This is a genomic window from Simkania sp. (assembly GCF_965215465.1).
GTDB lineage: Bacteria > Chlamydiota > Chlamydiia > Chlamydiales > Simkaniaceae > Simkania.
On sequence record NZ_OZ244056.1, the window covers coordinates 1,018,363 to 1,031,290 of the forward strand.

Genomic DNA, 12,928 nt, shown 5'->3' on the forward strand with positions numbered 1-12,928 from the left:
ACACATGGACGGACAAACTTATTGGGAAACAATCGGCTTTCAAAAAGAGTTTGAAGATCCCTTTCCCCTCGAAAAGCTCAAAGTACTTTTGCCCAAAGATGCGCTGGTCGTTGAATACGGCTGCGGTTACGGTCGCATCTTGAAGCAAATGGAAGACGCAGGCTTTACGAACCTTCTTGGTTTCGACTACTCCTCAAAAATGATTGAGCGTGGCAAAAAATTTTCCCCCAATCTCGATCTGCGACATATTCCAAAAAGCGGCCATATTCCGCTTCCTGACCAAAAAGCCGACTTCCTCATTGCTTCAACCATTTTATGCTGCCTGCCGGGCAAGGATGAGCTCTCAAGCCTATTCCAAGAGTTTCACAGAGTACTCAAAGAGGGAGGAACCCTCTACCTCTTTGATTTTCTTCTCTCCAATCATTCCTCCAGCCTCAAGAAATATGAGCAAGGACTTACGGATCACGGAGAGTGGGGTGTTTACACCACAACTGAAGGACTGACTGTACGTCACTTTCAAACGGCAACAATCCTCAAGTTGCTTGAGGCTTTTGATGTTCAGTGGTTCGAGCAGCTAGATTTCAAAACGATGAACAACAATCCAGCTCGAGTCTTTCAGTGTTTTGCCAATCGTTAACAGGGACTGACTATGAAAAAAATTGCACTGCTACTGCTACTCGTCTTTCAAGTGGGTTGGGGAGTCAATCTCCAAGACCATCATGAAGGAAAGATCTCTTATGAGTGGGATCAACTCGCCGATTTTGAAGCCGCACGCGAGCTCTTTCTTCAGAGCTTTTTAGCTGCTTACGATCCTGTTTCTCTAAAGCAATTAGACGTGGAAAATAAAGAAGCCTTTCTCAAGGAAGCGATTGATGACGAAATGGCACTCTTCTTTGAAGGAGAGCCCGTTCATTGGCTGATTGCAAAAGATGAGGGCAAAGTTATTGGACTTCTCATCATTGATTTGGCTCATTACCCAGAAGAAGTCTATGGACGTCAAATGGCAATCCACCCCGATTACTTCCGCCACTCTGTTGGAACAGAGATGGCGCAAGTTGCCCATGATAACTTGCCAGAAGCCAAGCGCATCGTTGCAATCACTCGCGTCTTCAACACTACCAGCATGGCCTTTTTTGAGTCTCTCGGATTCAAACGCTGTAACTACATGCATGAAGGGTATGATCCTGCGCGCTACGTTGGCTATGAAATTACGAAATAAAAAAAGGTCCTTCACGCTAGGCGATGAGGACTTTATTCCCAATAGAGAAGAAATCATTTGGTGATACTTTCAAAAAAGATCTTGGATTTTGTAGTGCATCAAGCCATCAATAATTCCACTTATCCCTGGGTGTTGACTGAGATACACGTTATCCATGTTTTCAATAGGAGCTAATAACGCCGGCTCAAGATTTGCTACGGCAATACTTTTGTATCCGGATTGAAACAGTGGTAAATCATTCAGAGAATCGCCACAAGTAATCACTTTTTTTTCATCGCACCCTTCACTTCTAATTAACTTTTTCAGTGTCGACCCTTTACCGACATTTGATGGCAAAATGTCTAGGTAGACATCATGAGATAAAATGCACTCAAATCCTAATGACTGTATCTCAGGGACAATGGACATATCAAAGGTGTCTTTTTGATAGTAATAAGCGTGACAGAAGGGGGGATTAAACGGTTGTTTTTGGACTGTCTGAATGTCTAATAAAGACCGAAGTTCATCATGTCTTGCGTTCTCCCATTTCTCCATGATTTCCGACTGAATCTCATCTACATATTCGAAGTTTTCTCCTCTTACGATCACTGAGCCGTGATCAGCAATAATATAATCAGGAATGAAGTTAAGTCCCCCTTGGTACAAATTTTTGACAAGTCCTAGAGTGCGACCTGTTACAAAAATGACAGCGATTCGCTCTTTTTCCTGAGAGAGAAATTGGTAAAATTGTTCCTTTTCTGCGGTCGTTCCTTCCAGAAAGGTTCCATCTAAATCTGTTGCAATACATAGCTTTTTGTTTTGCATCATTCCCTCACGTTTTTTTTGAATACAAGTGGTTTTTTGGACTTCTTGCCATAATAGCTGCAAAGCTGTGAAAAAATTTTATACCCAAGGGAACTTTGGGTCAATTTGATTCTAGGATTAGGGTGAGGGGAGGCTTTTTTTGCCAAGGAGAAAGAAGGTTTTAATTTTACCAATCCCTTTCACATCGACTTCTTTCCGCTCTTGAACTTCGAACTTCTCAGAGAGCATCATGGCCATTTTGTCGGTGATTTGGATCTTACCTGTCTCACCAGTGGATTCCATACGGCTGGCAATGTTCACGACATCCCCCCAAATGTCGTAGATGAACTTTTTATGGCCGATGACACCTGCAATGACGGAGCCATAGGTCATGCCAATACGGAGCTCGAAGTTGAGCTTGTGGATTTGATTGAACTCTTTGACTTTTTCTAAGATAGCAAGGGCAAAATGAGCCAGACGGATGGCATGGTCAGGGACTTGATCGGGCACTCCTGAAACAGCCATGTAATTGTCCCCAATGGTTTTGACCTTTTCGACTCCGTATTTATCGGAGAGAAGGTCGAACTCATCGAAGAGTTGGTTGAGCAGCATGACCATTCTTGAAGCGCCATATTTAAGCGTTGTATTCGTGAACCCAACAATGTCGGCAAATAAGACACTAGCTTGGGGGATTTCATCGGCAATCGGCTCTTCTCCCTGCTTGAGGCGGTCAGCGATCGGGGAGGGAAGAACATTGAGAAGCAGCAGTTCGTTGTCACTTGTGGTTTTAGCAAGTGAGCTAAGAGCTCGGTAGATCGAAATGACCATAACAATGGTGGAAAAGATCGAGAGAATAATCGCGATAGTGATGACAAGAAAGACTTCGTAGTTGAGAGTTTTGTTTCTTTGATCTGTTCGCAGATCAACTTTGTTGAAGAACTCTTGTAAAGGCTTCATAATTTTTCTCTTTTGCTCGAGGTAAGCCTGTCCAAAGACGATTTTTTTTGCCAGTTCTGAATTGGGAGTGCCATGTACAGAATAATTTCCCGTTCCGTCATCAAATTTTCCTTCTATGGCATTCATCGCTTCGATTTCTAGCTTGGCTAGGGCATTGCTTTCGTCTTCAGCTTGCCGTAAAAGGGAGAACTCTTCGAGAGTGAACCCTTGTTCAATCATGAGATGCTTGAGAGATTTTGTTTCAGAGCCGGAACTGATTACTTGATGCTCATCAGGAATAATTAAATCCCAATAGATCTTTCCAAAATAATTTTCTGGGATTGGTTCTTCCCCATCTCGAATAGCGAGAATCATATCGAAATAATAGCGGTACTTTGGATCTCCTGTCATGACATAGAGCCGAACCATTTTAGTCAAATTATCCGAACTCTCACGAAGTTCATCTGCAAGAAGGTAGGACTGATAACGGTTATTAGCGCTTTGGATTTGTAGCTTAGAGAGATGTTGAAGGACGATTAAGCTAGAAAATAAGGAAAGAATGAGTATTCCTAGAAATACAAAAAAGTAGATGAGAAAGCGGTCTTTTTTTAAGTGGAGGTTCATTGAGCCTGTGAAGTTATCCGTCTTTATCTTCAACCTACTCATTTAGGTTTTTTTCTTCAGCAAAAAATCGTTAAGGGCGAACTCGGACAATTTTACTCGTATCGAATCCATTTTCAGAGGCGACTGCTAAGAACTTTTGGTACACTTCTTCAGAGACCGAGGGCTCCCTTGCTAAAAGCCAGAGATATTTCTGAGAAGGATCACCAACAACTGCAAATTGATAGTCGGGATCGACATACAGGATCCAATAGTTGCCACTAAACCACCGAAAGTAGCGTGCTAGAGGGGCGAAGCTCACTTTCAATTTGGCATTTGTCTCATGATCGACGACCCATGCGACCCCAGTTGCTTTAGACTCACCTTTGCGAGTTTTGCAAGTGTTGACAACTTTGATCAGGCCTTTATCAAGGAGAGAGTACTCTGCAATGGCACCTTCAATGCATTTTTTCTCAAACCAGTTGGGTAAAAGGGCAATTTCATACCATTTGCCCAGGTAGCGGTTTAAATCGACAAATTCCATCGTATGGACCTCTGCATGTAGACAGGTGCATCCTACAAAATAAAAGAGGAGCAGGGCAAAGATTTTTTTCATCTAGGGGCCTCCTGTTGGCAGTTGGGACAATAGTGAGTGGTTTGACTAGAACGGTTTAAGCGATGTTTTTGCCTGAGAACTGGTTGCTTGCAAAAGGCGCACTTTTGCTGGTTGAATACGCGGAACCAGCGATAGGTTGCTTTCTTTTCACAAAGTTGTTTCACAGTAGCAATTGCTTGACAAAGCCGGTTGTATTGGGTTTCTGTCATTTGAGCAACAGAAAGCCAGGGATTTAATTGAGCATAAGCTAAAATTTCGCAAGCAAGGTAATTCCCGATTCCTGACGGAGCTGTGAATTGATCTTGAAGCTCGAGTTTCAGGTCGCGTTTGCGTTTATTTTGTTGTTTTTTCCATATCGAAAAAGGTTGCACTTGAAAATGACCGATATCGGGAGCTAGTTTTTGATAAGTCTCTAATTCATCGATGCGCGTATTGGGATAGTACTTGATATCGGAGAGACAGCGTGTGTCGAGATAGGAAAGTATTTTGTCTCCATCTAAGTGAAGTTTGAACCGGCAATACTGCATACTACCGTCAACGGGCAAGTTATAGATTGTGTAGAGTTTATTTCCATAGTTTTGCCCCTCCATATGAGGAATCCCTGTAAACCGGTAGTGCCAAACCATTGCGCCACGACTTAGCTGAATGAAAGTGTATTTGGCTTTGGTTTGAATCGAGAGAATTCTTTCATTTTTTAATCGTTTTTTCCATTGAGGTAAGGGGAGCTGCTTGAGCAGGATTTCCGAACCAGGAAGAAGCTCTAAATCTTGAATCGTGCTTCCTTCAATTCCCGCTTCGCGCAGGTAAGAGCAAATGCGTTTGACTTCGTAATACTCTGGCATGATGAGAGAATATACTCGTTCATAGAGATTGAATCAATATCTTGGAGCTAACGGGTTGAGAAAATTTTTTTTTTCTGATAGAAGAAATTTAAAAAGTTTTTACGGTGTTTCCAGGATGTTTTTAGGTAGTAGATTTTTACAAGTTGCAATTTTATCGGCTTCATTTTTGACTTATGAAAGTCTTGTTTTTGCTAAGCCTCATGGGGGAGAAGTCATCGTTGGCCAGGCGACAATTTCAAAAGGAGGGCAAAACACTGAAATTGTTGCAAAGTCAGATAAGACGGTTCTTCATTGGAAAGACTTTTCTATCGCTAAAGATGAACAGGTAAACTTTCAACTCCCAAGTGCAAGCTCGGCTGCGCTCAATCGAGTTGTGGGTCAGCATATTTCAAAGATCGATGGGAAGCTAATTTCAAATGGGTCTGTTTATCTGTTAAATCCCAATGGTCTTTTGGTGGGGAAAGAAGGATCGATTGACACTCTAAGCTTTATTGGTTCCACATTTGATGTTTTGAATAGCGATTTCCTCAATGGTGAAAACTTTCGTTTTTTTGGAGACTTTGATGGGAAAATCGTTAATTTAGGAACGATTCGAACTTCAAATGGAGATGCGATTTTAATTGGGCGAGAGATTGAAAATCATGGGACGTTGGAAGCATGTGGGGGAATCGCAGCGATTATCCCTCATCATGGAGTGGTCTATCAACCCAAAAAAGATCAACCCATTTTTATTAAAGCAGAGGGGGATTTTAACGCCTCACAAGATCCGTATTCACAGGCATTTCATCTTGATCGAGAAACAAATGAGGCACTTGAGATCAGTAAAGAAGGCCATGACGTGTACATCGGAAGTGGGCCGACAAAAGCATACGTAACGGGAGTTGTGAAGAGTGGCTTTTCTAATCAGGAAGGTGGCTCTGTGTTGATCATGGGAGACCTGATCCGTTTGGATGAGGATTACTCAATTGAAACATCTCAACTTCTTGGAGGGGGAGAGATTGTGATTGGCTGTGGAAAGCCTGGGCAAGAACGGTTTGACACACATACCATTCAAGCTTGGATTGGAAGTGAGGGACTTATCCAAGCGAATGCCATTGAAGCTGGAGTTGGGGGAAATGTTTTAATTTGGGGCGACCATGAAACGAGCTTTTATGGAAAGATTGAAGCGGGTACTGAGCAAGGAAGTGGGGGTTTTGTTGAAGTTTCAAGCCCTGGAAACCTTGTCTATCAAGGACCGGTGATTGGGGCAAAGCAACTCTTGCTTGATCCGAATGATATTACAATTAGAGACAATGGGGGCACATCTACCCCTGCTTATACACCTCCTGCGCCAACATATACAGGAGCTGGAACAGCATCAGCGGTTCTCGATCGAGGTCAATTGCAAACGACACTTGGTGGTGGAACAAGTGTGACTGTGTCGAATGACCCTGCCACTCTTCCTCCTGGAGTGGGGAACATTACAGTCGAGGACACTGTCACTTGGAGTGCCGATAGTTCTCTCACACTCAATGGATATTTAAACGTCAATGTCAATGCGGCAGTCACATCAAGTTCTGCAGCAGCGACGGGTGGCGGAATTTTCATTTCGGCGATGAATGGAAATATCAATATCAACGCAGATATGGAAACGAATGGAACGACAGCGGGATCTGGTGTCACACTTAGCGCACCTGCAGGTGCGATTAATCAAGCGATATCTGGTATAACGATTCAGACGCGTGGTGCTGGTGCTGACATTAGTGTGACTGCAAATGGCAACATTACCTTAGGAAGCAGTGTCTTAAATCTCGACACCACAACTGGGGCAGATGTCACTGTTATCTCTGCTTTAGGTGATATCCAGGTTGGCGATCAAGCAAATGGTGCTCGAGCAGTTGTTGGAAACAACATTGGAACTGTTATAGTTGAGGCAACTCGAGGATCCGTCTCTCTTTTTGGGGGAAATGTTTCAAATGCACCAGCAGTTATTGGATTTTGGGATACCGTGGGAACGACATCTTCCAGTGGACCAATTACAGTGCGAGCAGGAACCGATATGACTCTTCGAGGGGGAACAGACAATCAATCCTTAGCGATGATTACTCGAGTGGGAAATGTGGCGCGAAATGTCACGAATAATGACATCGTTGTCACGGTGGGAAATGATTTACTCGTTCGATCTGGAGATGGCATTGATGGTCCAGGCGCAGGGATTGGCAGACCAGAGCAGATCACAGCAGGCCCGGTTGTACATCAAGGAGACATCACTGTAAACGTCGGAAGGGACTGTCGGATTTATGGAGGAGATACTTTTTCTGGGATTGGGGTCCGTGGTAACAGCAGCCTTGGGAGTTCAATGGAGACGAATATTCGTCTCAATGTTGGACGTAACTTCATTATAGGCCATGGACCTGGATTTGCAGGACGATCAGGGGCATTTATTGGAGGGTTTAGGATTCCATTTTTTCCAACGGTTTCTACTGGGTTCCGTAATTCCCTTTATGTCAATGTGGGAAATAACCTTCTCATGGATGGCCGCTTTGGATCTGCTTCGGGAAGTTTAACAAATGACAATCAAGGCTCAGTGCCTGCTGAAATGTTTATTCACGTTGGAGGGGACTTGATGATGTTTGGGGGACCACTCATCACAGGAGCGGTTGTTTCAAGCGTTTTTGATTATGTTGATACCCCAGATAGCAGTTCACACTTTTGGGCTGGAGGAAACATTTATTGTGTCAATGGAACTGCTAGTGGAGCTCACCTTCATTTTCCAAGTACACTCGCCGCCAACGGAAGTATTAATTTAGGAACTATCAATGCCCGAGCCACGGGTGATGTTCGTGTTGCAGGTGGTATGTTAGGACGTTTAGGTATCACTGCCACTGAGTACCGTGCTTCAGGAGGCTTTAGCTATGAAGCTGATACGAGTTTTGCAGCAGGGGAGTTATGGGGACCTCAAACAGCATTAGTTGGTGGGTCCAATGTCTTTGCAGGAACCCCTCTAGGATTTAATTCTCCTGCCATTGCGTCTAATGGAGTAGGCGGTATCGCATTTGACACGAATGAGTATGATACTCAAAGCATGCCAGGTACTGAAGCAATGGCTATAGGTGGCGCTAACTTAATCAACCCGACGCTCGTCTCAGTGGGCAATACAATGACTTACCAAGCCCAGGAAGGGAGTGATATATTGATGCTGACTACAGATCAGTTTCAGACAGGAGGAGGAGGACCAGCTGATATTTTGAATATCGGAACAACCGGTCCAAGCATCGTTTTTGACAACTCTGTGTCACCTCAATTTACAAACCCTGGAAGAGATATCACGATCATTGCTTTTCGAGATACTGTCATCTCAGGTGACCCGGGACTTGCTCCAGCCATCAATGCTCCAGCAGGAAACATTCTTGTCATTACAAACAACGATATGACACTGCAGGATAATGCAAGAGTCTCTGCTGAAGTCAACGTGGATCTTGTTTGTGATAATCAAGCCCCTAGCCCTCCTCAGATTGGTCCTGGAGGCTTTTTTATGGATGATACAAGTCAAATCTCTTCCAATACAGGTTACACGTTTATACAGCGAGGCAAGCACAAAACGTGATCGATCCTGCAGCAGAATTTCTCAGTGCTGGCTCTACGTTCAGTTTTGTGCCAGGAGATTTATTTGTCGATACAGATCAAGAGAAATGGTGTACCTATTATCCTGATGGAGATCAAGGAGTTCCCTTTAAGATATTTTATAAGCCATGTCTTGAAGAGATCACAGAAGAAGCAATGATCATTGTCACGGAGTTTTTATATGAGGAATCCTCTTTTAACTACTACTTAGGATGGCCAGAGCAGTTCCGCATTTTCTACAAAAACGGAAAACATTCTTCTCATCTTGATTGGAAAGCAGCTGTCAGTAGTTTTGGAGTTTTACCGACTGAGTACTATTACATTCGTCGACAAGATGACACACGAGCGAATAACAATCCTCGCACTTACCTAACTTGGTAGATTTTTGACTTGAATTTTTGGCAAAAATATCGTAACAAGATATTTTTAATCCGTGTTTTACGATGAATTTGGTTTGTAAGCTTTTTACCACTGCTATCTGCTTCTCAAGCGCTTTAATTGCGTTGGAAGATCGACAACCTCTCAATCTTCCTTCACAGGAAATGAAAGGGCAACATGAGATCTTAGCGACCGACTTAAAGGGAGTGTCTGTCATTGGAGAAAAAGGGTGGGTTCGCGATACACATGAATATGGTATTACGATTCGTCAGCTCAATCTCCCAGCTCCGGAAGATACCTTACAGCGTCTTTTAGAGCCTTTCTTGGGATCTCCTGTCACAGAGGAAAGTATTTATCGAATTAAAGAAGCGATCATTCAATTCTATCGCCGTTACGATTATCCCATTGTCTTTATTGAAGTCCCATCCCAAAAAGTTTCAGATGGATTTTTGACACTTAGAGTCCATCAGGGAAAACTCGGAGAGATTCGCTCAACTGGTAACAAACATTTCAAAAATGAACGATTAATCGGATACATTCAAGCAAAGCCCAATCAACCTGTTGACATCGAATGCTTGATTAAAGACTTAGAATGGATGAACCGAAATCCTTTCCGTCAAACCAACTCCATTTTCACTCCTTCTGCGCAAAATGGTTTAACAGATATTGAACTCGTCACAGAAGACCGTTTTCCTCTGCGAGTCTATGCTGGAGCAGATAACACAGGGATAAGAGATACAGGAAGAACCCGTTACTTTGCAGGTTTTAATTGGGGGAATGCGTTTGGTTTAGATCATATCTTATCCTACCAATTTACCTCTGGAAGCAACTACAACAATTACTATTCCCACTCCGTTAACTACACTGCGCCCCTTTCATGGCGCCACACCCTTGTGTTGTATGGGGGGTATTCTCATGTTAAAGCCGATCTTGACACTCCAAATCAGCGAACAAAGGGTTATAGTGCACAAGCGAGCATGCGCTATGAAATTCCTCTCCCGACTTGGAGAGATTACTTGCATGACTTTCTCTTCGGGTTTGATTACAAACGTACCAATACAAGCATTGATCAAGATGGTGACCTCTTTTTCGATCGTTCGGTCAATGTCACTCAATTTGTGTTGGGATACAATGGGGGCTATGAAACAAGCTGGTATAAAGTCTCAGGAACCATTGAAGCGTACGTGTCGCCAGGAGATTGGCTTCCTGATCAAAGTCGCTCACGTTATGAATCACTAAGAGAAGGTGCAGATAACACCTACATCTACACGCGGATTGCCGTTGCTCCGACCTTTTGCCTTCCTTATGATTTTTCAATTGAAAGTCGTTTTCGCATGCAACTTTCAAGCACCAACCTGCTTGCAAGTGAGCAATACGGTCTAGGGGGCTGGGATACGGTAAGAGGCTATCAAGTGAGAGAAGTTAATGATGACAATGTTGTGATTCTCAACATTGAATTCCGTTCTCCTCCTATTCATGTCATTCGAAAACTCAAGAGAAAGTCCCTTGAGGATAAACTTATTTTCCTCGTCTTCTGGGATTATGCCTATGGCTGGAACCATGAAACATTTCCTGGAGAAACCAATCATGATAATTTAATGGGCGTAGGCCCTGGTGTGAGATATTTTATAGGGCCTAACATCACTTTCCGAGGAGACTTAGGTTACAAAGTTTGGCAGCCCGTCTTTTCAGATAACCACACGCGTTGGCGCTTTGAATTTGGAGTCGTTGCGAGTTACTAATCACCCCATTGTTTTTCAATAGAGTGGATCATGAATAAGCGTTCTTTAATAGCTGTTAGCCTAGCTTTGTGGGTATATGAAAGGAGTCTAAGAATTGGGAGATTCTAGTTTGAGCATTTTGCCTAGTGAAATCCCCACCATTATCCAGAGATGTAAATTGATCCTTAGCAGTATCTAGTAATTGGCTAAGTTGTTGATTTAGAGTAGCTGTGGCGCTGTCAGATGCTGTGGCTTGGCTTTTTTGCCCATCAATTTTGGAGCCAACATCTTGAGCACTAATACTTTTAATATCCATATTTTTTCCTCATACTCTCTTTGTTCTTTTTAAACTCAACTCATTTTCACAATAGGCTGTGAAACTCAATTGAACCTAAAAATTTTCCCCTACCCAAAGGGCTCACCAGAGTAGGGGACATAAGCTTTTTATTGGCTGTTAGCCCAGTTATCGACTGAGTTTTCGAGTAGTGTAGCTGTGTACTCACATTTCGACTGAAGCTCTTCCCCTTCGTGAGGAGAAATTTTTCCATTTTTCTCTGCGAGAAAAATTCCATAATTAGCCATCCCATCATCAGCAATAATTAGAGCATTTGCAGCTTTTGCAGCAGCCTGAGGATGTTCGATATCATCTCGATGTTTAACTCCGACTGTTCCTATCTTTTTAGACACTTTTAAACCATCCACGATGGCATGCCCCTTTTGCTTATCACTCATTGAAGAGAAGTGACTCTTAGCAGTATCCATAAGTTCGCTAAGTTGTTGATTTAGAGTAGCTGTGGCGCTGTCAGATGCTGTGGCTTGGCTTTTTTGCCCATCAATTTTGGAGCCAACATCTTGAGCACTAATACTTTGAATGTCCATATTTTTCCCATACTCTTTTGTTTGTTCTTAAACTCAACTCATTTTCACAACAGATTGTGAAAATCAATTGAACCTAAAAAATCTCTGGATTGACTTGGAAATAGTTGAAAGTGAGTTTCTTCCATAGTCACCAGAATAGAACGTTGCATACATGTAAAACCCTTCCTGAGAAAGGTGATCATATGCCCATTTGATTGTTCATATTCTGTCTATGACTATATTATGAAACCAATAGAAACAATTTATTGGGTGATTTGAAGAGATGAATCTCTTCTGTAAATTAATTTTAACATAGTGTTATTTTATTGCAAAGAAAGTCAAGTCATTAAAAACTAGCAGCTTAAGGTGTTTTCTTTGGCTCAAGTGCTTTATCTTAAACGGATTATAAAAAGTTTCACATAAGTGATTCGATCATCTTCTCAAGCTTGACGGTGTCTTTGGCAAAGTTCCGGATCCCTTCTGCCAGTTTTTCTGTGGCCATGGCGTCGTCATTGACCATCCATCGGAAGGCTTTCTCATCAACGTTGAGCTTTTCAAGATCCATTTCTTGGGCTTTGTCTGGGCATAGCTTACGGGGAACGGTACCTTCGGCTTCGGAGAGCTCTTTGAGGAGTTTGGGGGCAATCGTGAGTAGGTCGCACCCAGCTAGTTCAATGATCTCATCCATATTGCGGAAGCTGGCGCCCATGATCTGGGTTTTGTGGCCAAACTTCTTGTAGTAGTTGAAGATTTTTGTGACGGAGAGGACACCAGGATCTTCATCTGGTGGGTAGCCATCTTTTCCTTCAGCTTTTTTGTACCAGTCGAGAATACGGCCTACAAAAGGGGAGATGAGAGTTGCATTGGCTTCTGCGCAGGCAATGGCTTGAGCCAAGCTAAACATGAGAGTCATATTACAGTGGATGCCTTCTTGTTCAAGCTGACGTGCGGCTTGGACACCTTCCCAAGTGGAAGCAAGTTTGATCAGGACTCGTTCTTTTTCAATGCCGGCTTCTTTGTAGAGTTGGATATACTGGTGTGCTTTCTTGACACTCCCTTCAACATCGAAAGAGAGGCGAGCATCGACTTCTGTTGAAACACGTCCAGGAACGATTTTGAGGATTTCGACGCCAAAGTTGACAAAGACCTTCGTGATGATTAGTTCGAGAGGGTTATTTCCTCCATTGGCCTTACCATATTTGATAGCTTCTTCAATCAAAGGTTTATACTCTTCAATTTCTGCAGCCTTAAGAATCAGTGAAGGGTTAGTTGTGGCATCGGTAGGCTTGTATTTTTTGATCTCATCAATTTCACCAGTATCGGCGACAATCGTGGTCATTTCTTTCAAATGATCGAACTTTGACATATGGAC

General features: G+C 42.9%; 12 protein-coding genes. 5 read left to right on the forward strand and 7 right to left on the reverse strand.

Going from position 1 to position 12,928, the window contains the following annotated elements; genetic code table 11:
* Positions 1-4 precede the first annotated feature (4 nt).
* The gene (locus ACOOFG_RS04675; protein WP_420422478.1) at positions 5-637 is read left to right on the forward strand and encodes a class I SAM-dependent methyltransferase; all 633 of its coding nucleotides are present in this window, start codon (positions 5-7) and stop codon (positions 635-637) included.
* 12 nt (positions 638-649) lie between these two features.
* Positions 650-1,219, forward strand: coding sequence for a GNAT family N-acetyltransferase (locus ACOOFG_RS04680; protein ID WP_420422479.1), 570 nt, complete (start codon positions 650-652; stop codon positions 1,217-1,219).
* A 69-nt stretch (positions 1,220-1,288) separates the two neighbouring features.
* Here the strand turns inward: ACOOFG_RS04680 and ACOOFG_RS04685 are convergent, their stop codons facing one another.
* From ACOOFG_RS04685 to ACOOFG_RS04700, 4 genes are all read right to left on the reverse strand, one after another.
* A complete protein-coding gene (locus tag ACOOFG_RS04685) occupies positions 1,289-2,023 on the reverse strand; it encodes an HAD-IIB family hydrolase (protein WP_420422480.1) in 735 nt (244 codons plus the stop codon).
* Positions 2,024-2,140: 117 nt separating this feature from the next.
* On the reverse strand, positions 2,141-3,604 hold the full coding sequence (locus ACOOFG_RS04690; RefSeq protein WP_420422481.1) for an adenylate/guanylate cyclase domain-containing protein: 1,464 nt from the start codon (positions 3,602-3,604) through the stop codon (positions 2,141-2,143).
* A gap of 28 nt (positions 3,605-3,632) precedes the next feature.
* The gene (locus ACOOFG_RS04695) at positions 3,633-4,154 is read right to left on the reverse strand and encodes a lipocalin family protein (RefSeq protein ID WP_420422482.1); all 522 of its coding nucleotides are present in this window, start codon (positions 4,152-4,154) and stop codon (positions 3,633-3,635) included.
* Complete coding sequence (locus ACOOFG_RS04700) at positions 4,151-4,996, reverse strand: DNA-formamidopyrimidine glycosylase family protein (RefSeq protein ID WP_420422483.1); 846 nt, start codon at positions 4,994-4,996, stop codon at positions 4,151-4,153. Before ACOOFG_RS04700 ends, ACOOFG_RS04695 begins: the two co-directional genes overlap by 4 nt.
* A 115-nt stretch (positions 4,997-5,111) precedes the next feature.
* Here ACOOFG_RS04700 and ACOOFG_RS04705 point away from each other — a divergent pair, with 115 nt between their 5' ends.
* The 3 genes from ACOOFG_RS04705 to ACOOFG_RS04715 all read left to right on the forward strand — a co-directional run bounded on the left by ACOOFG_RS04705 (position 5,112) and on the right by ACOOFG_RS04715 (position 10,719).
* Complete coding sequence (locus tag ACOOFG_RS04705) at positions 5,112-8,582, forward strand: filamentous hemagglutinin N-terminal domain-containing protein (RefSeq protein WP_420422484.1); 3,471 nt, start codon at positions 5,112-5,114, stop codon at positions 8,580-8,582.
* Positions 8,579-8,980 (forward strand): hypothetical protein, encoded by a 402-nt coding sequence (locus ACOOFG_RS04710; protein ID WP_420422485.1) that lies wholly within the window; start codon positions 8,579-8,581, stop codon positions 8,978-8,980. The genes ACOOFG_RS04705 and ACOOFG_RS04710 overlap by 4 nt, the downstream gene beginning before the upstream one ends.
* A 62-nt stretch (positions 8,981-9,042) precedes the next feature.
* Complete coding sequence (locus tag ACOOFG_RS04715) at positions 9,043-10,719, forward strand: ShlB/FhaC/HecB family hemolysin secretion/activation protein (RefSeq protein ID WP_420422486.1); 1,677 nt, start codon at positions 9,043-9,045, stop codon at positions 10,717-10,719.
* A gap of 55 nt (positions 10,720-10,774) precedes the next feature.
* On the opposite strand, the gene ACOOFG_RS04720 is transcribed toward ACOOFG_RS04715, so the two are convergent.
* The 3 genes from ACOOFG_RS04720 to tal all read right to left on the reverse strand — a co-directional run bounded on the left by ACOOFG_RS04720 (position 10,775) and on the right by tal (position 12,922).
* Complete coding sequence (locus tag ACOOFG_RS04720) at positions 10,775-11,014, reverse strand: hypothetical protein (protein ID WP_420422487.1); 240 nt, start codon at positions 11,012-11,014, stop codon at positions 10,775-10,777.
* Between the two features lie 128 nt (positions 11,015-11,142).
* On the reverse strand, positions 11,143-11,577 hold the full coding sequence (locus ACOOFG_RS04725) for a hypothetical protein (RefSeq protein WP_420422488.1): 435 nt from the start codon (positions 11,575-11,577) through the stop codon (positions 11,143-11,145).
* A 394-nt stretch (positions 11,578-11,971) separates the two neighbouring features.
* Complete coding sequence (tal, locus tag ACOOFG_RS04730) at positions 11,972-12,922, reverse strand: transaldolase (RefSeq protein WP_420422489.1); 951 nt, start codon at positions 12,920-12,922, stop codon at positions 11,972-11,974.
* Between the last annotated feature and the right edge of the window lie 6 nt (positions 12,923-12,928).